The organism is Marinobacter sp. X15-166B (assembly GCF_001752365.1).
Taxonomy (GTDB): Bacteria; Pseudomonadota; Gammaproteobacteria; order Pseudomonadales; family Oleiphilaceae; genus Marinobacter.
Map to the genome: position 1 here is coordinate 3,041,583 of NZ_MEIY01000001.1, position 22,891 is coordinate 3,064,473.

The window sequence follows — 22,891 nt, forward strand, 5'->3', positions numbered from 1 at the left end:
TTGAAAGTTTTTTTAAATTTATTAAGCAGTTCCGAGCATGACCGACGTTAATCCTGTGTTGTTTCCGCGCCGCGATCCGGCCGCTTTCCGGGTGTGTGGTTGGGCATTTCACGACCTCGGCTCGTAAACTTCCAGCATCGACACCTCCGGCGGCGCGGTGACAATGGCTTCGAGCTGGGGCATTACCTTTTCCCGAATTGACTCGGCCGCTGCTTCAGCGTCTTTCCTGGTTTGCCAGACGGTGAAGGACCCATACTCGGTTTCATCCTCCGATACCGTGTAAGTGGCACTGACAAAACCCTGCAAAGATTTGGTATAGCCATAGATGTCGTCCGCTATTTTTTCAACCGATGGTCTGTTGTCTGCAGTAGATTTGAATGTGAAATGACGGGCATACATGTCCGGGTCCCCCTGCCTGGCTCAGAATGAGCGAGTGCTCGTAGCGTCCGGGGCACAGCAGAATCCCCACGTAAAAGCTTAGTTGAAGGATCCGGGGGCTGCTGCGTAATCCGTTATCTGCCCGTCCACCAGATTGATGGTGCGGTCACAGGTCGCTGACAAACGCGGGTCATGGGTGACCAGCAGCACCGCACAGCCGCGCTCCCGATTGAAATGGCGGAACAGCTCAAACACTTCGCTCGCGGTCTGGGTGTCTAGGTTGCCGGTGGGTTCATCGGCCAGCAACAGGGCGGGCTCGGTGATCAGCGCCCGGGCAATGGCCACACGCTGCTGCTGGCCGCCCGACAGTTGATTGGGTTTGCTGGCGGCAAATTTTTCCAGCCCCACCCCGGCGAGCAGCTCCCGGGCCCGCTGCAACGCTGCCTTGTCGGGCTTGCCATGGGCAAGCATCAGCGGCATGAGCACGTTGTCGAGGGCGGTGAAGGCCTGAATCAGGTGGTGAAACTGGAACACAAAGCCAATGGCGTGGCCGCGCAGGGCGGTGCGACCGGCATCGTCCATCCCGCTGGTGGCCTGACCGAGGAGATACAGTTCGCCACTGCTGGGCGTGTCCAGCAGGCCGATCAGGTTCAGCAGCGTGCTTTTCCCTGATCCGGACGGGCCGATCAGCGCGGCAAAGTCAGTGCGACCGATACTCAAGTTGATTCCGTGCAACACCTCGATTTCATTGGGCAAGCCTGGGTTGTAGGATTTACGCAGCGCTTCCAGACGCAGCACCGGATTAGCGGGATCAGACATAGCGGATGGCCACCACCGGGTCGAGGCCGGCGGCGCGCCGCGAAGGCACCGCAGCCGCCAGCACCCCCGTCCCGGTGGCCAGCAGGATCGCCAGCAGCACCAGAATCGGGGGGACCGGTATATAGAACAAACCCGGTCCAAAGGTGTTGAACGCCCACACCAGCCCGTAACTGATGGCGATTCCGGCGTTTGAGCCCAGCAAACTGACCAAAGCGCCCTGGATCAGGAACACCCGCAAGATCTGCTGACGCGTGGCGCCGGTGGCCCGTAATATGCCGATTTCCCGGGTGCGTTGCACCACACTGACCGACAGCACACTGGCAATACCGAAGGCCACCGATATGGCGACAAACACCATGATCATGTTGGTAGACAGGCTTTGTGCGGTGAGGGCATTCATCAGTTGCGCGTTGGTTTCGATCCAGCTTTCCGCGTTCAGCGAGGTGAGGCGTTCAATCTGCGCGGCCAGGGTGTCGGCCGCAAAGATATCCGTGACCGTGAGATCGATGACCGTGACCCCGCCGGGGAGCTCCAGCAACGACTGCGCCTGTTTCAGATCCAGATAGACGTAGCGCGCATCGAGTTCGCGTACGCCCAGCTCGAAGATTCCGGCGATGTTCACCACGGTGCTGTTCTGCTGACCGGTATCGAGCCGCAACTTGCTGCCTGCCCGCACCCCCAGATCAGCGGCCAGTATGGTGCCGACCAGAGCGTCACCGGCGCCCACGCGCAGTTGCCCGCTGACCAGGTAACGGGCCAGCGGAATGATCCGCAGATAACGGTCCGGATCGATGCCTACCAGCGCCACCGACTCCAGGGCTTCGCCACGCCGGACAAAGGCCGGTCCGGACACCACCGGCGAGACAGCGGTCAGCAGGGGCTGTTGATCCAGCGTCGCGATGATCTGTTGCCAGTTGTTGATCGAGCGGAGCCGCTGGGCCCGCTGGTCTTCCTGCACCAAGTGCACCGTACCCGAGGGCACCGGCAGCAGCACATTGGTTTCATCGGGTGACAACAAGCGGATGTGAGCCTGGGTCCCCAAGGTGCGTTCGATGATGTTGGCCTGCAGTCCCTGGATCAGGGCGCTGATAAACACAATCACCGCCACCCCCACGGCTACGCCCACCGTAATCATCAACGACTGGGTACGTCCCTCACGCAGAAAACCCGCTGCGAGGGTCCACTCGATCCACAGACTGCGCAACGGGCGCCTCAATTGAAGTTCACCGGCAATTCATTGCGGGTGGCGGTGTCGCCGGACTCGCGGCTGACCGGCGCCTTGCGTTCCCTGAACCGTACCCGCGTGCCGTCGGCCAGCGGAGCCGTGCCGTCTGCCAGCACCGCATCGCCAGCGCTCAGACCGGCGACGATTTCGGTCATGGCCAGACCGCGCAGGCCCAGGGTTACCTCCTGTTGATGCACCTTGCCATTGCGAAGCAGCAGTACCTGGGCCTGATCGTTGTACACACGGTCGAGCGCATCATTGGGTACGGCCAGCGCCCGCGGACGGTGCCCGGTTTCGACATTCACCGACGCGGTCATGTCCTGGCGCAGGAAATCGGGTACCGGATCGACGGTCAAGCGCACCTCCACGGTGCCCCGTTGCGGATCGATACTGGGGGCGATAAAGGTGATTCGGGCGGGAAACGGTTGGCCCGGGTAGGCATCGGTGACGACCATGGCCGTCTGGTGCAAGGTCAGACGCGACAAATTGCGCTCATCGAAGGGTACCCGAATTTCGGTACCCCCTTCGCGGGCAATGGTGAACAATACGCGGCCGGGCTGAACCAGATCGCCGGGTTCGACATTGCGGGTCAGCACGGTACCGGCCACACCGGCCCGCACCAGAGTTTTGGCGACTTGCGCCTTGAGAGCTGCAACCCGCTGCTGTAGCAGCACTTCCTCCGCGTTGCCGGGAGCCAGCGCCGCGGCGCGCAGGCGGGCGGTGTCGTACGCGCTGCGCGCCAGGATTTCCGCCTGCACGGCCTGCTCCAGCGCTTCATTGGACAGCAGCGCCCGGTCGGCCAGATCCCGTCGCCGCGTCGTCTCTCGTTGCGCCTGTGCCAGCAACGACTCCGCGCGCCTGAGCGCCACCTCGGCTTGAGGACGCCGGCTGGTGGCCAGCTCGGCCAGAGCCGCCTCGGCCTGACGCAACTGGGCGGCGAGGTCATCGGCCCGTAACACCAGAAGCGTGTCGCCTCGCAGCACCTTGTCACCTTCCTGTACCAGGCGTTCCTTTACAACCGCGGTAATTTCGCTGCCGATCTGTGTGCGGGACTCGGTCATCACCCGGCCGGTGCCCACCACGGTCTGTACCAGCGGAACTGCCTGGATCACATAGCCTTGCACCTCGGGCCCTTGCCACCAGCGGAGCGCGCCGTATGCCAGCGCGACCAGAAGCAGGGTGGGAATAAACAGAGCGGAGTAGCGGGCCGGGCGCACGTTAAAACTCCAGTGTCGGGGTGCAGAGATCACGGGGTCGGGTTCACCGGCAGACCTGTCGATTTATCTGAAAAGCTTAGCCGAGGGTCAGCGTTACCGCCACGTGCTCACCCCACGCCGAGGTGTGGTTCATGCAATGGGTAAACGAGGGCAGATCAGCCGGGATTTGGCGAAGCCGGGGAAAGCCCTGCCTGTGTGCACCCGGTGAACCCGGGACCCAGGGAAGGCTTATCACCAAAAGCAAGGTTTAGTTGGGATTGCTGGACAGGAAAGCGGACAGATTAGCGATGTCGTCGTCGCTGAGATCACGTGCATTCGGAATCATCAGGAGAGAGTTGGGCCCGACTTTTTCGCCCGCACGGTAGGTTTCCAGCCGCGCAGTGATGTAGTCGGCGTCTCGCCCGGTCAGCTTGGGAAAGCTGGCCATGCCCTTGGCGGTTGGTCCGTGGCACTGGGCACAGTTACTGGCATAGAGGGTCTTGCCCGCTTCCGGATTTGCCGCCTGGGCCTGGGACAGGCCCAGAGCAATGGTCATCGCAAACAGCACTGTTCGTTTCATAAGGTCTACTTCCAATTCCGGTGGGTAGTGCACTGCCCGAGGGCAGTGCAGTCAGTCAGCCAATCACTCAGCAGTGAACCGGTGGACCTGGCCTTCGTCCACGGCGACATAAAGCGCGCCATCCGGCCCCGTCACCAGCCCACGGAAGCGGGCGGACCCCTCCGGCATGGGCATTTCAGCGATGTCGTTAATGGTGGGCCCGTCGGCCGCCAGATCAATCACGTTGATGCGCTGACCTACCGGGGTACCACCAAACCCGATGCCCATGAAACTGACCACCAGACGGCCGTCCCAGTCACCCCATTGTTCGCCTTCCAGGAAGGCGGCACTGCTGATGCCCTGGGAATAACCGTCGTTGGTCCACAGTGGTTGCATGGCGTCCGGGTAGGTTTCCAGGTCGGTCATTGACATGTATGCCGCGCGCTCCTTGCGATCCATTCCCTCGTTCTGGTTGGGCTGGTATCCGCAGTAGTCGTCCGGGCAATCGCCCCGGCCGGCCATGTTCGGGCGCGGGTCCCATCCGCTGTTGGCTCCGGGCACCAGTGCGTTTACTTCATCGGTATGCCAGGGGCCGTGTTCGGTGATGATTGGCTGGTGGCTTTCCGGGTGGAAGGCGATGCCCTGAACGTTGCGGTGTCCGTAGGTAAAGATGCGCGGGTCGAACCCGTCCGGGGTGGCCTCAGTGTTGCCGGGCGCGGCTTCGCCATTGCCGTCAATGCGCAACACCTTGCCACCCAGGTTGTCCCCAAATTGCGGCAGGCTGCTGTTGTGGTTATCACCGGTGGTGACGTACAGGAAACCATCATCCGGACTGAAGCGGATGCGTCCGCCGTTGTGGGCTCCGGAGCCCCCGAAAGGGTGGTCACTGGGGGCTTGTTTGAACGGAATGTCAGTGACGATGTCGGTGCGCTCCGACACGCTTGTCAGGTCGTCGCTGACATTCAGACGCAACACCCGGTTGACTGCGGGGTTGTCGCCGGTACGGGAGGCGGAATAGACGTAGATGGTGTGGTTGTCCGCGAAGTCCGGATCCAGCGTGACCCCGTTCATGCCGGCCTGACCGTCACAAAACAGGTCTTCGCCGTTCATGGAATAGCCGTCGGTGTCACCCATGCCCAGCAGGTTGTTCACCGTGCCATCGGGTAGCCGGACCGAAAGGCCTTTGCACTTTTCGGTGAAGAACATGGTGCCGTCGGGCATGAAGGCCAGATCCCAGGGGCTTTCCAGCCCATCCATATACACCGACTGGCTGATCTGGGGCGCTTTGGCCTGTACGGCCAGCGGCAAACCCGCCAGAGCAACTGCAACACAAAGCGAACGAAGGGAAGGTTTTTTTCTCATGATTATTGATCCTTTGTGTAAGTCATTGTTGTTCTTGCTCGATACGACTATGTGACAAGTGTATCTATACTTACCGTATGGTCAAATTGCAGTCTGCCACTGGCGACCTGCAGGCACCCTGTAATCGAGGTTAGCAGCCGGGGTGGGCCGCCGCCACTCCGGCCGGAACACTGCAACACTAGCTTATACCCGGGTACTGCTCCCACACTTGCCACAGGTAAGCGTATTCAATTGAAAGAAGCAGGATGGGCACCACCATTCCGGCAGCGAATGAAGCAGAGCGGGTTGTTTTCCGGGAAAAGACAAACAGGAAATTCAGCAGGGCTGTCACCAACACGGCGATGGGGAAGGCGACGAGGACACCAATGGCGCGGAACCCGATCGATGAACCTTGACCGTCGGTCGTCGCAATGACCAGAAAGTAGCCGGCGGTCATGGCGCACAAGGGTAAAATTATCGAGAACAGCCAGCGTTCTTTGCGCGACAGAGGTGTCATGGCTGTGGCTCACACGCCGGCTGCATGGATTTGCCGGGCTGCATCGGGCACCACGCTTGTGAATTCAACTTTGTTACCCGGGAAGGCGTCAAACAAACGCCGGTGTTGTTGCAAGCCATATTCGTCCCTTCGTTGTTCGTACGCACACACCCAGTCTATCAAGTTTGCCAGATTCTGCTCCTGCTCTGCTCGCGAACCGAATTTTTTCCGGCTCCCACGGACGCTTACGGCAATGGTCAATGCAGGCATGCAGACCTGGATTGAGAAACACCAGTGTTTCGCAATGCGCAAGAATCGGTTCGATAATATCGGCGTAGCAACCCTCTATGATCCAGTTGTCATTGGCTGCTATGAAGTCCAACACGGCCTTTATGCTATCAGCCAGTGGCCGACGGTGGACGCCGGCAGTAAACGCCACCTGATCCAGAGACAGGCACGGGATATCACGACCGGCGGCCAGTTTTCGGGACAAGGTTGTTTTGCCCGCCCCGGCATTGCCCATCAGTACGAGTTTCATCTTGGGGCCCTTTTGGTAACGTCGGGACCGGAGACTGGTGACGGTTTCAAGAGTTCCGATCCTCCAGGCCTAATCGGCGGTGCCAAGCGGCAAGCGATTCGCGTGGGTACTCATCTACCATCGTGTCGTGTGGGGCCGTCTGCACATTGACCCAGCTGGCTTTTGATTCCAGCATCATATGAGTCCGCTCGGGGGGCACGGGTAAATCGGTGTCGATGGCGGAGGCAAACGGATGCACCAACTCCGGCCATCTCGGATCCCACAGCCACAGTGCACTCCCACACTGTTTGCAGAAGTGCCGTTGCCCGGGGCTTTGCTGAGGTTCTCCGGTGTTGGCATTCGGGATCACGGCCTGGTAAACACTTATGAACTTCTCGCCTTCAACCGCCAGAGTTGCGTAGTCTCCGCCCAGATTGATCGCAAAGCCGCCACCGCCTGCCGTTTTCCGGCAAATCGAGCAGTAGCACAGGTTGAACGGGTAGGGGTGGGGGGAGTCAAGGGTGAAACGGACGCTGCCACAGTGACACGAACCTGCAAGTTGCATGAGCTACCCTCCATCGGGCGACGCGTGAGCGGATATTGTCAGGCTACAGGCGCGCCAGAGTGAGCGCCAGGGTTTCAGTGATGCGGGCGTTGAGCTTCAGGTCGGCCAGACCGTCTGCGCGGGTATGGCCCAGGTTCAAGGTGGCCATCGGTATCCCCCAGTCCGCTGCGTGGCGGCAGAACCGGAATCCGGAGAACACCATCAGCGAAGAGCCGACCACCAGCAGGGCATCGCTGGACTGCAGGGCCGCCAGGGCTGCAGCCAGCCGGGGTTTGGGCACATTGGCACCGAAAAACACCACATCCGGCTTGAGGATGCCACCACACTGATGGCAATCGGGGGTGCGGAATTCGCTGAAATCGAGTTCCAGGTCAGCGTCCCCATCCGGTGCAGCCTGGGCGGTAAAGTGGCGAAAATCCGGGTTGAGTTGCCAGCAGCGCTGGTGCACCTGACATCGGGCCATGCGCTCGCCACAACCCATGCACACCACCTCATCGGCGCGACCGTGCAGATCAATCACTTGGTGGCTGCCTGCTCGCTGATGCAGGCGATCGACGTTCTGGGTGACCACCTGGCCTATGTAGTCGCGGCGTTCCAGTTCGGCCAGGTGCCGATGGGCACTGTTGGGTTGGGCGTCGCGGACGACTGGCCAGCCGATCAGACTGCGGCCCCAATACCGCTGGCGTACCTGGAGATGCGCCATGAAGTCCTGATGCTGCACCGGTGGTCGTCGTTTCCAGGCGCCGTTGCGGTCGCGATAATCCGGGATGCCGGAATCGGTGCTCAGGCCAGCGCCGGTCAGCACAAACGTGCGAGGGTGACGGTCCAGAAAATTCGCGAGTCGATCCGCGGCCTCATCCAGAGTATGGGTCGGCAGGGGTGCGCTGGAGGCGGGAGGCGGTCGCGCGCCGATCGGATCTTTGGCGAGGCTCATAACTCGGTCCTTCTACACAGAAAACGGCCATTTTTTTCAATTTCTACCGACGGGCCGCGCCGACCTGGGCGGTCCGGACATGCGTCATGTGATTTTTTTACAAAACTCGACTATTCGAAAAGTCTCTTTAAAACCAACCGCATGAAAAAACTTTTGCGCGTCGAGATTGTCCAGCTCTGTGTCGGTTGCCAGTTCAGTAAAACCGTTTTGTTTGCACCAGTCCAGTATGGATTTGATAAGCTTTTTGCCCAGACCCCGGCCGCGATATTGCTCTTCGATATATAACCCTTCGATATAGGCCACGGGGCTGCTCAAACAGCCATCCACCACGTTTCGAGATGATAATTCAACCAAGCCAATAATGTGATGGTTTTCGTCTGCAATGAAATGGCAAAACCATTCGTTATCCTGGTAGATTCGCTCCATTTCCATGCTATGGAATTCGTCGGACACGGAGTTGTAAACCGCATTCCGGTATTTTTTCCATAGCGAAAATTTGTTTTTTTCGATTTTGGTTAACTGCATAGGGTCACCAATCCGTAGTGCTGATGTATAAAATAGCGCAAGGGGCCCCGGTCCAAAGCTGCACGCAGGCGCCAGTGCCAGTCGAGCTTACGCCATCCGCGATCGCGCTCGGGCCCAAGCGACTGGCCGGCTGGCCCCGAAACTGCCGAATGCGCTCCAGCCACAGGATAGACGGCTGCCGGCAGGACTGTTTCGTCGCTCACTGGTGAGGCGTAAGCCGCAGCAGGCGACCGTCGGGCTTGTCTTCCAATACCCACAGAGCGCCGTGAGGCCCCAGCTCCACCTCGCGGATGCGTTCACCCATGGCAAAGCGCTCTGCTTCTTCGGCCTGATGACCTTCGATGCTGATTCGTAACAGCGACTCCGACCTGAGTCCGCCAATAAAGGCCTGGCCCTGCCAGTCGGGAAACATGGCGCCGTAATAAATGGCCAGACCTGAAGGGGCCACAGTCGGCACCCAGTAAACTTCCGGGGCATGGAATTCCGGTCGCCGGTCGTGATCGGGAATGGGAAAGCCGGAGTACTGATCCCCCCAGGAGACCACCGGCCAACCGTAGTTCTCGCCCGCTATGGTCAGGTTAAATTCGTCGCCGTGTCTGGGGCCCATTTCATGGGTCCACAGCTGCCCCTGTCGGTCGAACGCTATACCCAGCGGATTGCGATGGCCGAGTGACCAGAAGGTCCGGGCAAGTGCTCCCTTGTCCTGAAACGGATTGTCTGGCGGTACGGAGCCGTCCGCGTTGATACGGATGACCTTGCCCAGATTTTGCTCCCAGCTCTGCGCCGGCGTCTGCTTTTGCCGATCACCGGAGGTGATGAACAGATGCCCGTCCGGGCTGAAGGCCAACCGGTGGGAGTAATGCCCACTGCCGGTGACTTTGGGGGTTTGGCGCCAGATGACTTCAAAGTCTTCCAGAGTTGGCTGTGCACTCGCGGGATTCAAGCGCGCCCGGGCCACAGCGGCGCCCTTGTTGCGGGCCGGATCCTGCTCGGCGTATGAAAGGTAGACCCAGTGGTTATCCTCGTACTGGGGATGGAGCACAATGTCGCCCAAACCGCCCTGGCCGGCATACGCGACCTCGGGCACACCCGCGACGGCCAGCTTTGCGCGGTCGTCCAGCCGGACCAGGAGCAAAGTGCCCGGTTTTTCCGTGACCAGAAGATTTCCGTCCGGTAAAAAGGTCATGGCCCAGGGTTCGCTGAAGGTACCGAAGCTCTCGGCCATGAGCCGCGACCCCGCATTGCCTTCGATCACCCGATCAGCGGCCGCGGCGCAGCCGGCAGACGCCAGCAGCGCCCAGACAAGGGGCAGGCCGATTCGTATCCGTGAAGATTGCATGGTTGTCCCCTTGTTGCGCAAAATGGTCTGTTGATCTTTGGTGTCAGCTACGCTCTAACGCCTGTTTGACACGTTCGTAGTCATAGGTTGTTATTTCATAGGGGTTGTGGTCCGGGTCTCTGAAATACACCGACCAAGACACCTTATGATCAACATGACTGACCTGCAGCCCTTCTTTTCTCAGGTGGGCAAACCACGCCATGTATTCGTGGCCTGATGTTGCAAACGCGACCACGGTGCGCTGGTCGCTGGCGGATTCAAATAACGCAAGGTGAACGCTGCCCTCATCATTTGAGAGGGTCAGGGGGCCGTCGCCTGTGACCGATGAGTCCGGGTTGTTGTCCCGCCGCAGACCGAGAACCCGGTTATACCACTGCTCCGATGCTGGCCGGTCCGAAACGTGAATGTGAATATGGTCTATAGCGTGGAGTTTGGGTGTCATGGCATTCTGCCTCGTCATTGTTTATTCATTTAACGCAGATTGCACCGGGGGCTTAGCGAGTGGACCGGGTTACAGGCATCTGTCCGACCCCGGGGCCTATTCTCCGGCCTTCGCCTTCTGGATCAAGGCGGCCAGCTCTGGCGCTATGGGCATTGTCTTGAACGGACTGACATCAGCACCGCCAGTGTTGCCTTGCGGCACCAGCCCGAAGGCGGTTTTGGTGGCCGCGCCAGCAATCCGGAACAGCTGCCCCCATATCTCCCGCAAAGCGCCGTTCCGCATGGCCCAGGACAGCATCAGGGTATGGACCTTGACGTGCCAGTATGTGGATTCCTGACCCAGCACATGGGCCCGTTCCAGGTGGGCAAATTCCTGCTGGCGGTCACCAGCTGACCGGGCCCGCCGGGCATTCGCCAGCTCGGCCCCAACGTAGGGGGCGACTCGCCGTGTAAACGTACCTTGCATACCGACCTCCCTTTTTTAAATCTCATTGTACTCGAACGGACAAGTATTGGGCTGGGGTGCGCCGATTGTTTTCATGCATCCGCAGACGGCCAATGTTCACAAAGGGTTCCACGCCTGCGCGCAGGGAAATCGGGCCGTTGAGCGCCGCTCATGAGGTTTGGCACTGCAGTGGCGAACAACGGGCACCCCAAGCACCTGCCGGCAGGTGAAATGGCTAGGTGTAATGAATGGCCAGCCAGATGGTTTCTGTCTCCGGGGTTGTCCATCGTACTTTGTGCCTGGTATGAGCCGGGATGTTGACATGACTCCCTGGCATCAAATGCACATCATTGCCGTTTGCAAAGGCTAGCTTTGCCTCACCCTTGAGAAGCACAACCCATTCGTTGGCTTTTTGGTCGTACCAGCCGGATTTCGGAGACGTATGGCCTTTGGAAACAATCCGCTCTATTTTGATAGTCTCTCCACGAATAATTTCAGTGAACACTTCTTCGTCAATCGATTCAGGAAGTGATTCAAACAGATTATCAATATTGGCCATCATTCTGCGCTCATATCACATAACCGTTGGAGGATCGTGCCCTTTGCCGGGACGGAACACTGACCGTTTGGTGATACCGGGTGTGCCCGGCACTTTTAAACCTCAACCCGCACAGACGACATCGCACGGGCGGTGCCTCCGGCCATCAGGCCAGCGATCCTGCCACCGGCAACGTCGAGTACAACCTTGATGACACTCGGCGAAGGAGGCTGCATCAGCCGGCCCTGTTCAATCAGTATCTCCAGGTCCGCCACGCCGAGATGATCGTGCAGAAGGCACGCCAGCGGGCCTGCCGCCATTCCGGTTCCTGCTTCCTCGGGCACTCCGAACCGCGGAGCAAACATGCGGGCGCCAGCGTGTCGGCCCGGTATCTGGGTCGTGGTCGAGAAGACGTAATACCCGATAAGATCCAATTCGTTGCTGAGGGATTCCACCAGGCGAAGGTCTGGTTTCAGGTCAGCCACCGAGCGCTCGTCCGCCAGGGGTACGAGAAGAAAACCGTTCCCGGTGTTGACCACAAACGGATCGAGTCCGCTCAGTACCTGCGCTTGCGAAAGACCGAGCGAGGTAAGCGCCTGCACGCCTAGTGCAGATGTAACGGAGACTCGTGTGTACGTTGGGGCCCGCTGCTCCATGAAGACCGTGTCACCCTCCACGAGGATGTCCCGATTGCCATCAATCGTTTCTTTGGAAAGGCGGCCCTCGCCGACGATGCCTAGTTGTCGCAAGAGAGCAAAGGTGGCAATGGTGGCGTGCCCGCAGTGGGCGATTTGTCGTGTGGGCGTGAAGAACTCGAGTTTGATGGTTGCCGAACGGGACGCCGAAACGAACGCGGTCTCCGAATGACCGACCTGCTGGGCAATCTTCAGCTTCTGCGCTGCGGTCAGGGCATTTGCATCCACCACAACACCGGCCGGGTTGCCGCCGCTGGTGCCGTCAATGAAGGCGTTTACGATCTGTACGTCGATGCGCATGAGGTCCTCCAACTCAGGTCTGCCGCTTACGGTAGCAGGGGCGGCTTGTTCGCCGGAGTCCGCACGGCAGTGTCGATCGACAAGGATACCGCCATCGCCGGCCCCGTGCCTTACAGGATAGCTGCACCTCACCGGATTTGTCGTCAAGGTAAGCTTCATCTGGCTTAATGACGTATGAAATACTGAACCCATACCAGTAACAGCGTGTTTATGACCGTATCAGGATGGTTCGATGGCCTCCAGGCATAGCTATCTCCAGCAGACCACGTTTGCGTTTCTCGATATTGAAACCACCGGTGGGAATTCGTCCCGTGACCGTATTACTGAAATCGGGATCCGCTTCTGGCGCGCGGGCGAGGTAGTGGGGGAGTGGCAAACGTTGCTCAATCCGGGGGTGCGGATCTCGCCGTTTATCGAACGGTTGACCGGTATTTCCAGCGCCATGGTCGCCGATGCCCCCGCGTTTGAAACCATAGCGGATACGCTCGAAGAGAAGCTGCGGGACACAGTATTTGTGGCCCACAACGCACGCTTCGATTACGGATTTATCAAATCGGAATACCGTCGCCTGGGGCGGCTGTTTTCTGCGCGGGTTTTATGCACGGTGAAGCTTTCCCGGCGCCTGTATCCGGAATTTCGCCGGCACAACATGGACGCGCTGATTGAACGCCACCGCCTGGCCCCGGTGCAGCGGCACCGGGCCATGGGGGATGTTTCTGCAATGCTCGCGTTTTTCACCCAGGCACTGGCGGACAAAGGCGCTGCGCAATTGGAGGAGGCCATTGCCACCCTGCTGCAAAGACCGAGCATCCCTTCGCACCTTCCGGCGGACACGTTGCAAGACTTACCCCGGGGCCCGGGGCCCGGGGGTCTATCGATTTTACGGCGAAAACGATGTGCTTCTGTATGTGGGCAAGAGCACCAATATTGCCCAGCGTGTGGCTTCCCATTTCTCCGGTGATCACAACACCAGTCGAGGCGTGCGTATATCCGAAAGCTTGCGCAGGGTCGAATACACAGAAACCGCCGGCGAGCTCGGGGCACTGTTGCTGGAGCTTCGCCAGATCAAAACGCTTAACCCCCTGTTCAACCGCCGCTCCCGCGCGGCGAAAAAGCTGGTGAGCATCGAGCTGGTGCCGAACGATTCCGGTTACCTGCAGGCGCGCCTGGTGCGGGAGATAGTGCCCCATCGGCTCGCCAGTTATTTTGGGCTGTTTCGGAGCAAGCGCGATGCCGAGCGAGCGTTAAGCGGCATTGCTGTGAAAAACGAGCTGTGTAACCGGTTGCTTGGCCTTGAACCGGAACGGGATGGTCCCTGTTTTCAGCGCGCGCTGGGGCGGTGCAAGGGCGCCTGTGAAGGCATGGAAGACGCTACCCGCTACAATCTGAGGGTGCAGATTGCCTTTCACCGGTTGCGATTACAAACCTGGCCGTGGAAAGGGCCGGTAGCGATTGTCGAGCGCCGGGGTAATGGAGCGGAATCGGACATTCTGGTGGTCTATAACTGGATACACGTCACCACACTGCACGAGGAACACGAACTCTACGATCTGTCTTTGCGCGGCCAGTCTGTCACCTTCGACCTGGATTCCTACAAGTTACTGGTGAAAGCCCTGACGGGCAGGGCCGATAAAAGCCATGCCCTGATCGAGCTGCCTGCGGTGGGGGCGCCGGATGTGCTTATGCCCTGAGCGTCGCAGCGTCGGCGCCCGGAAATTGATGCAGGCTGCCTCGCTACGATTACATCATTTTTAGATTCTTGCAGTGGCGCACTGACATCAGGGCTGTATAATTATACAGTATGGATCTGATCGAAAAGCTCGCTATCCTGGCCGATGCCGCTAAATACGACGCGTCTTGCGCGTCGAGTGGTACAGATGCCAAGAACTCGTCGACGGGCCGTGGGGTAGGCTCTACCGAAGGTATGGGGATTTGCCATTCCTATGCCCCGGACGGCCGTTGCATTTCCCTCCTGAAAATCCTGTTGACCAATTATTGCATCTACGAGTGCAGTTATTGCGTCAATCGAAACTCCTCCAACGTGCAGCGGGCCAGATTCACCGTCGACGAAGTCGTGAGTCTGACCCTGGATTTCTATAAGCGAAATTATATTGAAGGGTTGTTCTTAAGCTCCGGTGTGATCCGTAATGCGGATTACACCATGGAACAGCTCGTTGCCGTCGCGCGCGCGCTGCGGGAGGAACACGATTTTCGCGGTTACATCCATTTAAAAACCATCCCCGATGCCGACGGTGCATTGCTGGCCGCAGCGGGCCGCTATGCCGACCGTCTCAGCATCAATATTGAACTGCCCACGCAGCAGGCCCTGGCAGACCTGGCGCCGGAAAAAGACCAGCGTACCATCAAGCTGTCGATGGCGCGCATCCGGGCCCGCCGAGACGAAGCGGTCGCGGATCGGGAAGACTGGCGCAGGCAATCCCGTCGTTCTGAAAAGGGGAAACCCTCGGCGTTCGCACCTGCGGGGCAATCCACCCAGATGATCGTGGGCGCAGAACCGTCCACCGACGCGCAGATCCTGCAAACCTCGTCGGAGCTGTATGCCGGTTATGGGCTTCGGCGAGTCTATTATTCGGCGTTCAGCCCCATTCCGGATGCGTCGCTGCGATTGCCCGTCCGGCAACCGCCGTTGTTGCGGGAGCACCGGTTGTATCAAGCCGATTGGATGATGCGTTTCTACGGCTACACGGCCGATGAAATCACCCAGTCTGCGGAGCCGGGCAGGGCGCCCGGCATGCTGTCCCTTGAGGTCGATCCCAAGCTGGGCTGGGCGCTCGCCAATCGTGGCTTCTTCCCGGTCGACCTGAATCGCGACTCCCGGGCACGGTTGCTGCGTATCCCCGGGATTGGTGTGAAAAGCGTTGACCGCATACTGAAGATGCGCAGGTTTCACAAAGTGCGTCTGGAAGACCTCGTTGCCATGCGCGCCGGCGTGAAAAAGGCGATGCCCTTCGTCGTTTGCGCGAATCATCACCCCTCCCTCAATGAGCTCGACAGCGACAGGCTGCGCATACGCTACACCCCTTCCGCGCAGCAACTATCCCTGTGGTAAGGTGAACCGGTGCCGTTATGACGCAAAAATCGCTATTTGATGATGCGGACACGCCCGCCCTGACCGCCGTGCGCATCCATCCAGACTTTACCAGCTGGCAACAGCGGGCACGGCAGTTGTTGCTGGATGAGGTGCCGCCGCAGCGGGTGTGGTGGCAAGCCGATGAGACCCAGTCACGGGCGATTGCGACGGCCGGCAACGCAAACATTCGCGTACCGAAACCCTTCCTGACTCAAGCCCGCGCCGCCAGTTGTCATCGCAACGGCGACCGCTGGGCGCTGCTGTACCACTTGCTGTGGCGGATGACCCATGGCGAACACCATCTCATGGCGCTCAGCAGTGACCCGCTTGTTGTCCAGCTGCACTATTACGCCAAAGCGGTGAGTCGCGATGTGCATAAAATGAAAGCCTTCGTGCGTTTTCGGGCCGTCGATGGTGCAGACGGCGACCCGCGCTACATCGCCTGGTTCGAACCGGATCATTATATCGTCGAGTACGCCGCACCTTTTTTTCAGCGGCGCTTCGCTAATATGTGCTGGTCGATTTTGACACCCGATTGCTGCGCGCACTGGGAGGGCAGGGGCGAGGTGTGGTTCAGCGCCGGGGCGGACAAGGCAGCAGCGCCTGGCGACGATTTGGTGGAAGAAACCTGGCGCTGTTATTACCGCAGTATATTCAACCCGGCCCGGGTGAAAATTCAGGCCATGCTGTCGGAGATGCCGCAAAAGTACTGGAAGAACTTACCGGAAGCCCGGCTGATCCCGGAGTTGGTCCGAGAGTCGGGCAACCGGGTAGACACCATGACAAACGAGGTTAAAACCGCGGAGCAGCTCCGCTGCGGTCCCCGTCCCGCCGCACCTGAGCAAACACTGAATGACGCGATTCAACACAGTGAACCCGGATCGATTCAGCAGTTGGCCTTGGCAGCGCAGAAATGCCGTAACTGCCCCCTGTGGCAGCCGGCGACCCAGACCGTGTTTGGCGCGGGACCCGTACCCGCACCAATCATGCTGATCGGCGAACAGCCGGGGGACCAGGAAGATCTGACGGGCAAGCCGTTCGTCGGCCCGGCAGGGGCGTTGCTGAACCATGCGCTGACCGCGGCGGGTCTGCGCCGGGACGAGTTGTACATCACCAATACCGTCAAGCATTTCAAGTTTCGTGCCCGCGGCAAGCGCCGCCTGCACGAGCGCCCCCGCGAGGAAGAGATCCAGGCCTGCGCTCCGTGGCTGGCGGCAGAGATCGACCAGGTCCAGCCGGACATCATCGTCTGCCTGGGTGCCACCGCCGCGCAGGCGCAGTTAGGGCAGGGCATGCAAGTGACGCGTGATCGGGGCAAGGTAATTACCCGGCAGGGTCGCCATTACCTGATCACCGTCCACCCGGCGTATTTGTTGCGCAATGGCGAGAGTCCCCATGACCTGGAGCGTTTTGTGGCTGACTTGCAGGTGGCCGCCAGGCATCTGCAGTTGCTGCGTTCGCCGTAGTACCCGCACGCAAAAGCGCTGCTATACTTCAGGTCATATCCACCTACCTTACGGCTTCAATTTGTGCTGACACACACGGGTGCGGGGTTCAAATGAAAAAGGTGACGAGTGTATTGCTGGTAATGTTCATGCATGGTTTCTTCATGCTCACAGCATCAGCACAAGACGGGAAAGCAGCTGTGGTGCCCTTGCCCTCGGTCGCCGACTTCACGAGGGGTACTGATGGCTGGGCCTTGGGGTTGGGCCTGGGTGTTGAATACGAACCTGCCTATGAAGGGTCGGATGAATTCGGCTTCGAAGTCCAGCCTGCGGGTGCGGTACAGTGGCGCAGAGGCGATGATGTTTTTTATTGGGCGGGTGAGTCGCTGGGGTGGCGTGGTCTTCGTTCTAACACCTGGCTGATTGAGGCCGCCGTGGCCTACGATGAGGGCAGAGACGAGAGTGATTCCGATGACGGTCGACTGGACGGACTCGGCGATGCAGATGAAAGTCTGGAGTTTGTGCTGCAAGCGCGTCGTGCTTTTGTTGCCGATTGGCGTTATTGGCTGGATGGTCGGTTGATAACCGGTGAAAACGGAAATCTTGGTATTTTTGGGGTGGGGCGGCGCTTCGGCGAACAGAACGACGGAACCGGTTCTGATTTTTCTGTCGCCGTGGTTTTTCACGACAGCGAATATGCCAATAAAGATTTTGGCATAGACGCAGGACAGTCTGCTGCATCGGGACTGAACGAGACCGACCTGAGTGGCGGATTTCGCTCGATTGGAGCCCATTACAATTACCGTAATTATATCAACGAGAATTGGCAGGTGTTCGGCGAAGTGCTTTATGAGCGCTATAGCAGTGAAATTGAGGATAGCCCAATCTCACGCAACAACTATGAAGCCGAAGCAGGCGTCGGATTCATTTACGTATTCTAGAGTGCCTGACGAGTCTGCAGGAAAAGCCTTTTCACCGCCTGATCTGAACTACGCCAGACCATGAACAGAGTGATCAAAGGTCCCGGGCTGGAGCTGTTGCGGATTGTTCGTTTTCAGGAACCGGTCTACTGTGTTCGGGGCGATCTGCGAATATCTGGCGGCAACTCGATCTGCCAGCCTTATGGTGACCCGCCAATCAAACCGGCCCGGACCTCAAATTCCTCTATCAAGGCACCACCCAATCCCGGAACTTGTGATTCGTAATAACCAACTGACTCCAGGTACTCGGCTTACGCTGCCGGGTATTTTCGTGTTACTCAATTTTGATACGGATGGCTTGCCGGTGCCACGGCTCGGTTTTTCCGCGTTAACGCTGAAACTTTGCGGCGATTTTGGAGCCGCGCAGCGGCGTAAAACAGGTCGTTGTGCAGACGATACCGACGCTGAAACCTTCTACCAAGACGATTTCACTCCGGTTGCCGGAAACTCTGCCTGACCGGATCAAAATCGACGCCAACAAGCGGGATATGGCTTATCAATCGCTGATCAAGGCTTGGCTTGCGGATGAGGTGAACGATAGCCGTCGGTCCTGAGGTGCTAACGCAAAGCGCACCGGTGACCTTGACGCGAAGCGGAGGCAAGGGCATTTGTGTGGCGCGTAGGGTCAGCTGTTTTCCAGCATGTAAGCACGAAGTTGACGCTCCTTCCTCATAACACAGAGGAGGAACACATGACTCCCCTCTGGGGGGCTCCCCCCACCTCGTGGGTTAGCCTCAGCCAGAGCCATACTTTACGTGTTCACATGCGTAAAATTGGGGGGGCAGGTCACGCCTTTACCCGTCGCCTGGATTTGCTTGTTCGAGCCTGCTCAGGTCTCGGCTTCCAGCAGTTTCTTGAGCATGGCGAGGCCGCGCTCGTAGTCCTTTGCCACCATGGCAGACATCTTTTTCTTCATAAAGAACAGGAATATCGGGAGGGTGCCTTCCATGGACCAAGTTACCCTTGTCGCCTGGCCTTCCTGCTCGAACTCGAAGGCGGCCTTGGACTGGCTCTTCCAGGGCTTGACGAAGGAGAGATCGTACTCGAGCGTCTGACCAGGCACCACTGTTGAGAGTTCCATGTGCCCCGAACCGATCTTCTTCCCGTCCCAGGACTGCTTGTGACCGGGTTTGCCGGGGACGCCCCCGATCTCCACCGGGCACTCGGGTTCCTGGCTCAGCCAAGGCGACCAGCTACGCCAGGTATTGAAGTCAGAGATCGAGGTGAAGATCGAGTCTGGCGGTTTGTCGATTTCGATGGAACGCCGGACGGTGAATGGTATCGACAGCATATGGATTGCCTCCTTTTTTGTGGTGCCTCCTAGTGACTAAAGGCTTGGAACAGAACCACACTCATGGCCTCGAACGCTGAGGTAACCGGCGCCAGAGCAGCAGCGGAGGGAACCAAAAGCGGTAAGCTTTTGGCGTCCGGTTGACCGCCTTGTTAGCCCTGAATTTCAAAGCACTTATCTAGCGATGGAACAGCCAAGAACGCGCGCTTTGCGCGATAGGCCATTTGCTTCAACCTCTGCACGAACTCGATACACCGTTGTTCTAAGATTGGCAGCTCTTCATCGAATGGTGGATCGGTCAACGCCACAAGTACAAGAGTACAATCGCTGTAGTCCTTGAGTGATTTGTTTTCTGCGGTGCTCGCAATCCAGGGTTTCAGCGCGTCCAACTGGCCTCCAAAATCACAAACCCGAATATGGCCAACCCTCCGTTCGTTCAGGAGGCGGTTATTTTCTGCGTTCGCCTGGCCATCATGCGGTTTAGCGATTTCGATTTTATCCAGGGGCTCACCTTCTTCATCAAAAACTTCAACGTCATAACCTTGGTTTCCAAGCACTGGAAGAAATAACGTCCCAGGCGGATAAAGCAAGTGAGCGAATTGGGAGAGTGGCCAGACCTCGTTGATAAATTCTCTGTAGCGCCCTTCGCCGTTCTGAGCGCGTCGCAACTCTCCGGGGCATGACTCAATCCGTTTCCGAACGTCTTTCACGAATGTTTTTAACTGGTCTGATGTCCTACGCTGTTCAATTTCCACTGTCGAGATCATCGCCATGCTTCCTTGAGGGCTAACGCGCGTGGCTTCGATGGTTGGGCATCACTTTGCCAGTGCCTCGAAGAGCTCAATGGTGGACTTGTAACCACGATCGCTTTCAAAGACGGTGTTCGTGATGCCGCTGCTACGCTGCAGCTCTCTCACGATATCAGCGGAGCCGTCGATTAGGTCGCTGAGCTGAAATGGCGTGACATCTGCGCGTCGAAAAATCTTCTCTGCCGTTTGAGCTGCATTCCGATGAGCGACAAACAAGTGCCTAACCTGATGTAGCGCCGTGATCATTTTAGACGGCGCAATATGGGCTCTGATCGCCGTTTCCAGTCCAGGAGTCAAGAAGGACGGATTCGAATTTAGGAGCGCGCTAAAAGATGCCGTGCGTGAGTTTGAATCAAATGGCTTCCATGCGGCAACAATCATGGCTCGAAAGTGCGCGATGCGAGTTGCTTCAAAGAAGTCGTAGTAGTGGTTTAGCTGCGCAAGGAAGCTTTTCCTGCCGTCGTGCTCAATTGCCCACCAAACCTGGTAGTGAGCTCTGGCCTCAGTTGCTGCCTCCGCTAGCCTCGAAAGAATTACCTCTGACATGACTGGTCCCGCTGTGATGCCCAACGCCTGGCTTTGCGACGTGCCCGAGCGCAGCGTAGGCGCGTCCGACAACAGCCATTGGTTATATTTAGCTTTCGGGTAACTCAAGCTGCCTCTCACTTCGCCAGACCCGAATGAGCACAACCTCGGTTTCTTGCCTCAGGTAAACAACTCGAAAAGGCGCATGGATTAACTCTCGGATATGGCTCAAACCAAACTCGGGAACAATTCGGCCGGAATCAGGGTGAGGCACCAGCATTTCGGTATGATCCAGCATGGCAACGACATATTCATCACCGATTTGTGGCACACCCTCATCAATATAGTGCGTTTGAATGTCTTGCAAATCCTCAAGAGCAGACTGGGCGATGCGTAGCTCCATTTACCGAATACCCAGTGCTTTCTTTGCCTCAGTCAGCGAAACAGTGTTGCCCTCGCGCACATCCATGAGACCTTGCGCTACAGCTTTAACAAACCGAAGTTCTTCGGCAGTTCTCTCGAATTCCTCAAGCCCTTGAACCACAGCTACGCCACGGCCTCGGCTGGTAAGCAAGATTGGGCGATGCGTATCCTGAGCTCGATTAACTACCTTTCCAGGATTAATCTTTAGATCTGAAAGGGGGACAACGTCTTCTGAAAACTTTACCTGCATGACACATACTCCAAAATAGAACAGGTATCATTTTTAGCACCAGTCAACAGGTGCGGTCAAGAGAATATACCCCCAGTGGTAATGGGCGCCAACGGAGCGCAGCGTAATTGGCGTCTCGTTGACCGCATTGTTATGGCTATTCGCGGATTGCATCGAGTACCTTACGATCGTCAAAAGGTCGGTCAAAATAGCCAACCTCTTCTAGTGTCCGCCTAATTTCAGCGGGGACGGACTCGTAAATCGCTTGAAATTTTCGAATGTCGCCAGAGAACGCCAGCACCTTGATGGCTGAGATGGCCTCTCGGGTTTGTTGCTGAAGCTCCTCATTTTCCGTGATCAGGATTGTGTAAGCGAGTTCCGCCAATTCTGGTTTTTCGCATTCGTGACGCAACAATGCGGCCTTTGACATCAGCAGGCGCTCGATATCACGCTGAGTGAAACCGGTCAGTTTGGCGATTATTTCTTCACTAGGTAGATCCCTTCTCTTAACAAGCTGATTACAACGGTCAAATGCTTGAGTGTACTCCGCGATTTTGCTCGTGATGTGGTGATGATTTCCATCCGGTGCTTCTGCCACGGACAACGACGAGAGTGCAACCAATAGCCCAGACACAAATAGCTTCAGCATCTCAATATCCTCCGCAGCCTTTGTCTACCGCGTCCCAAAATTGCCGTTGTTCATAGCTGAGACTACTAGTGAGAATTCGGATTTTGGCAACCTGACTAACTCTCGCACGGATCATGTCAGGAAGGATACTCATGGCGCGGGCAAAAAGAACTTAATCGGTAGAGTGGATGTTGTAGGTGGCTTGCGCGGCATTATTACCAAGGAATATGGTCGCCATCACGCCGGCGGGCATTACGACTTCGAGCAGATTCCCGGCACGCTGGGCTCTCCTGATTTCGTCGAGAGCCTCTTCATCCGCTCTGTCTAATTTGAGACTGCTAATATCGGGGCATTCCATGCCAATTTCTCCATTGGTTTTCTAGGGTTAGATCTTACACTGACTCATCCGCTGTGGGCCATAACGAGCCTGTAGATAAACTCTTCACCGGACCTGATCTACAGGGTTTGTTGTTTTGCCATCAGCTGCGATCAACTGGCGCAAGTTTGTAAAGTTTTCGGCAACTGACCTGCCCCCTACTTCATGCTCAAGCATCGGAGAGTCTTTGATGAACATTGCTAAGATCACAGTGGATTAGAAAGTTGGGGGCAGGTCAGCGCGGTCGGATTCATCGCAGTTGTAGGTCATGAAAAGAGCTCTCGGGCCGTTCGCGACATACCAGAGTTGCCAAAATTCACCTTTCACACCAAAAGCTAGCGTGAAGCCTTTAAAATCTCCGGCCTCTACATCAATTAATTTCGCCCCAGCCTCCAAATGCTCTTGAGCAAGCCCCTTCAAATCTTCATCAGTGACTGCACCATCCTTCGAATAGCTGCTGATCTGCAAGGCCCCAATGCCCTCAGAATGGAAAACTAAAGAGCACTCTTCCTCATGCTCACCAGTCCAATCTGGCAACAGATCAATTTTCCAGTTTTTCCCGTAAAACTGATTCATATTTTTTGCAACTTAACAGCTCTTGGGTAGACCGCTTCGTTATTGCAGAAACCTGACCGCTGCACTATTACAATTTCTGAGCCCCACAAACGCTCGCTTAAAAAACCTTATAAAACAAAAGCTTAGCCCAACCCCCGAGAGGCTGCCACGTAATAATGTGGCAGCTTTGATTTGCTCCCACAGTAGTACTGGTTAAAAAATGATT

The 22,891-nt window shown here is 57.6% G+C and carries 29 protein-coding genes and 1 pseudogene; 6 read left to right on the forward strand and 24 right to left on the reverse strand.

Going from position 1 to position 22,891, the window contains the following annotated elements; translation table 11 throughout:
- Nucleotides 1–108 precede the first annotated feature (108 nt).
- The 16 genes from BG841_RS14355 to BG841_RS14425 form a co-directional block, all read right to left on the reverse strand.
- Complete coding sequence (locus tag BG841_RS14355) at nucleotides 109–399, reverse strand: antibiotic biosynthesis monooxygenase family protein (protein WP_070058274.1); 291 nt, start codon at nucleotides 397–399, stop codon at nucleotides 109–111.
- Between the two features lie 78 nt (nucleotides 400–477).
- Nucleotides 478–1,197 carry an ABC transporter ATP-binding protein gene (locus BG841_RS14360; protein ID WP_070058275.1) on the reverse strand — a complete coding sequence of 240 codons (720 nt, stop codon included), beginning with the start codon at nucleotides 1,195–1,197 and terminating at the stop codon, nucleotides 478–480.
- Nucleotides 1,190–2,413: an ABC transporter permease gene (locus BG841_RS14365; protein ID WP_198929195.1), complete on the reverse strand. Its 1,224-nt coding sequence runs from the start codon at nucleotides 2,411–2,413 to the stop codon at nucleotides 1,190–1,192. The genes BG841_RS14360 and BG841_RS14365 overlap by 8 nt, the downstream gene beginning before the upstream one ends.
- Nucleotides 2,410–3,672, reverse strand: a complete 1,263-nt coding sequence (locus BG841_RS14370) for an efflux RND transporter periplasmic adaptor subunit (RefSeq protein WP_198929196.1) — start codon at nucleotides 3,670–3,672, stop codon at nucleotides 2,410–2,412. Before BG841_RS14370 ends, BG841_RS14365 begins: the two co-directional genes overlap by 4 nt.
- Before the next feature lie 214 nt (nucleotides 3,673–3,886).
- Nucleotides 3,887–4,198: a c-type cytochrome gene (locus BG841_RS14375; RefSeq protein ID WP_070058277.1), complete on the reverse strand. Its 312-nt coding sequence runs from the start codon at nucleotides 4,196–4,198 to the stop codon at nucleotides 3,887–3,889.
- Between the two features lie 63 nt (nucleotides 4,199–4,261).
- Nucleotides 4,262–5,539 carry a PQQ-dependent sugar dehydrogenase gene (locus BG841_RS14380; RefSeq protein WP_070058278.1) on the reverse strand — a complete coding sequence of 426 codons (1,278 nt, stop codon included), beginning with the start codon at nucleotides 5,537–5,539 and terminating at the stop codon, nucleotides 4,262–4,264.
- A 178-nt stretch (nucleotides 5,540–5,717) separates the two neighbouring features.
- The gene (locus BG841_RS14385) at nucleotides 5,718–6,035 is read right to left on the reverse strand and encodes a hypothetical protein (protein WP_070058279.1); all 318 of its coding nucleotides are present in this window, start codon (nucleotides 6,033–6,035) and stop codon (nucleotides 5,718–5,720) included.
- Between the two features lie 88 nt (nucleotides 6,036–6,123).
- The gene (locus BG841_RS16610; RefSeq protein WP_198929197.1) at nucleotides 6,124–6,552 is read right to left on the reverse strand and encodes a hypothetical protein; all 429 of its coding nucleotides are present in this window, start codon (nucleotides 6,550–6,552) and stop codon (nucleotides 6,124–6,126) included.
- A 46-nt stretch (nucleotides 6,553–6,598) separates the two neighbouring features.
- Nucleotides 6,599–7,096 (reverse strand): GFA family protein, encoded by a 498-nt coding sequence (locus BG841_RS14390; protein WP_070058280.1) that lies wholly within the window; start codon nucleotides 7,094–7,096, stop codon nucleotides 6,599–6,601.
- Between the two features lie 43 nt (nucleotides 7,097–7,139).
- Nucleotides 7,140–8,030 carry an NAD-dependent protein deacetylase gene (locus tag BG841_RS14395; protein WP_070058281.1) on the reverse strand — a complete coding sequence of 297 codons (891 nt, stop codon included), beginning with the start codon at nucleotides 8,028–8,030 and terminating at the stop codon, nucleotides 7,140–7,142.
- A gap of 84 nt (nucleotides 8,031–8,114) precedes the next feature.
- Nucleotides 8,115–8,555 carry a GNAT family N-acetyltransferase gene (locus BG841_RS14400; RefSeq protein ID WP_070058282.1) on the reverse strand — a complete coding sequence of 147 codons (441 nt, stop codon included), beginning with the start codon at nucleotides 8,553–8,555 and terminating at the stop codon, nucleotides 8,115–8,117.
- Nucleotides 8,556–8,754: 199 nt separating this feature from the next.
- Nucleotides 8,755–9,894 carry a PQQ-dependent sugar dehydrogenase gene (locus tag BG841_RS14405; RefSeq protein ID WP_070058283.1) on the reverse strand — a complete coding sequence of 380 codons (1,140 nt, stop codon included), beginning with the start codon at nucleotides 9,892–9,894 and terminating at the stop codon, nucleotides 8,755–8,757.
- 43 nt (nucleotides 9,895–9,937) lie between these two features.
- On the reverse strand, nucleotides 9,938–10,336 hold the full coding sequence (locus BG841_RS14410) for a VOC family protein (RefSeq protein ID WP_070058856.1): 399 nt from the start codon (nucleotides 10,334–10,336) through the stop codon (nucleotides 9,938–9,940).
- Between the two features lie 96 nt (nucleotides 10,337–10,432).
- Nucleotides 10,433–10,801, reverse strand: coding sequence for a DUF3703 domain-containing protein (locus tag BG841_RS14415; RefSeq protein WP_070058284.1), 369 nt, complete (start codon nucleotides 10,799–10,801; stop codon nucleotides 10,433–10,435).
- A gap of 214 nt (nucleotides 10,802–11,015) precedes the next feature.
- Nucleotides 11,016–11,342: a cupin domain-containing protein gene (locus tag BG841_RS14420; RefSeq protein ID WP_228141671.1), complete on the reverse strand. Its 327-nt coding sequence runs from the start codon at nucleotides 11,340–11,342 to the stop codon at nucleotides 11,016–11,018.
- A 92-nt stretch (nucleotides 11,343–11,434) separates the two neighbouring features.
- Entirely contained in the window at nucleotides 11,435–12,313 is an 879-nt protein-coding gene (locus BG841_RS14425) for a PhzF family phenazine biosynthesis protein (protein ID WP_070058858.1), read from the reverse strand.
- A 232-nt stretch (nucleotides 12,314–12,545) separates the two neighbouring features.
- On the opposite strand from BG841_RS14425, the pseudogene BG841_RS14430 reads away from it, so the two are divergent.
- The 6 genes and pseudogenes from BG841_RS14430 (at nucleotide 12,546) to BG841_RS16615 (ending at nucleotide 18,383) form a co-directional block, all read left to right on the forward strand.
- Nucleotides 12,546–14,004: pseudogene (locus BG841_RS14430) on the forward strand (exonuclease domain-containing protein).
- Nucleotides 14,005–14,114: 110 nt separating this feature from the next.
- Nucleotides 14,115–15,383, forward strand: a complete 1,269-nt coding sequence (locus BG841_RS14435; protein ID WP_070058285.1) for a putative DNA modification/repair radical SAM protein — start codon at nucleotides 14,115–14,117, stop codon at nucleotides 15,381–15,383.
- A 17-nt stretch (nucleotides 15,384–15,400) separates the two neighbouring features.
- Nucleotides 15,401–16,870: a UdgX family uracil-DNA binding protein gene (locus BG841_RS14440; RefSeq protein ID WP_083260273.1), complete on the forward strand. Its 1,470-nt coding sequence runs from the start codon at nucleotides 15,401–15,403 to the stop codon at nucleotides 16,868–16,870.
- 92 nt (nucleotides 16,871–16,962) lie between these two features.
- Nucleotides 16,963–17,790, forward strand: a complete 828-nt coding sequence (locus BG841_RS14445) for a MipA/OmpV family protein (RefSeq protein WP_070058286.1) — start codon at nucleotides 16,963–16,965, stop codon at nucleotides 17,788–17,790.
- 130 nt (nucleotides 17,791–17,920) lie between these two features.
- Complete coding sequence (locus BG841_RS17475; protein WP_228141746.1) at nucleotides 17,921–18,286, forward strand: hypothetical protein; 366 nt, start codon at nucleotides 17,921–17,923, stop codon at nucleotides 18,284–18,286.
- Nucleotides 18,216–18,383: a CopG family antitoxin gene (locus BG841_RS16615; RefSeq protein ID WP_228141740.1), complete on the forward strand. Its 168-nt coding sequence runs from the start codon at nucleotides 18,216–18,218 to the stop codon at nucleotides 18,381–18,383. Before BG841_RS17475 ends, BG841_RS16615 begins: the two co-directional genes overlap by 71 nt.
- Nucleotides 18,384–18,658: 275 nt before the next feature.
- Here BG841_RS16615 and BG841_RS14450 read toward each other — a convergent pair whose 3' ends face one another.
- The 8 genes from BG841_RS14450 to BG841_RS14485 all read right to left on the reverse strand — a co-directional run bounded on the left by BG841_RS14450 (nucleotide 18,659) and on the right by BG841_RS14485 (nucleotide 22,686).
- Entirely contained in the window at nucleotides 18,659–19,120 is a 462-nt protein-coding gene (locus tag BG841_RS14450; RefSeq protein ID WP_070058287.1) for an SRPBCC family protein, read from the reverse strand.
- A 152-nt stretch (nucleotides 19,121–19,272) separates the two neighbouring features.
- The gene (locus BG841_RS14455; RefSeq protein ID WP_070058288.1) at nucleotides 19,273–19,887 is read right to left on the reverse strand and encodes a hypothetical protein; all 615 of its coding nucleotides are present in this window, start codon (nucleotides 19,885–19,887) and stop codon (nucleotides 19,273–19,275) included.
- Nucleotides 19,888–19,935: 48 nt separating this feature from the next.
- A complete protein-coding gene (locus tag BG841_RS14460) occupies nucleotides 19,936–20,583 on the reverse strand; it encodes a hypothetical protein (RefSeq protein WP_141737107.1) in 648 nt (215 codons plus the stop codon).
- Complete coding sequence (locus BG841_RS14465) at nucleotides 20,564–20,857, reverse strand: type II toxin-antitoxin system RelE/ParE family toxin (protein WP_070058290.1); 294 nt, start codon at nucleotides 20,855–20,857, stop codon at nucleotides 20,564–20,566. Before BG841_RS14465 ends, BG841_RS14460 begins: the two co-directional genes overlap by 20 nt.
- A complete protein-coding gene (locus tag BG841_RS14470) occupies nucleotides 20,858–21,127 on the reverse strand; it encodes a type II toxin-antitoxin system Phd/YefM family antitoxin (protein WP_070058291.1) in 270 nt (89 codons plus the stop codon).
- 136 nt (nucleotides 21,128–21,263) lie between these two features.
- Nucleotides 21,264–21,755: a hypothetical protein gene (locus BG841_RS14475; protein WP_070058292.1), complete on the reverse strand. Its 492-nt coding sequence runs from the start codon at nucleotides 21,753–21,755 to the stop codon at nucleotides 21,264–21,266.
- 151 nt (nucleotides 21,756–21,906) lie between these two features.
- Nucleotides 21,907–22,092 carry a hypothetical protein gene (locus BG841_RS14480; protein WP_070058293.1) on the reverse strand — a complete coding sequence of 62 codons (186 nt, stop codon included), beginning with the start codon at nucleotides 22,090–22,092 and terminating at the stop codon, nucleotides 21,907–21,909.
- Between the two features lie 234 nt (nucleotides 22,093–22,326).
- Entirely contained in the window at nucleotides 22,327–22,686 is a 360-nt protein-coding gene (locus BG841_RS14485) for a hypothetical protein (protein ID WP_070058294.1), read from the reverse strand.
- Nucleotides 22,687–22,891 lie beyond the last annotated feature (205 nt).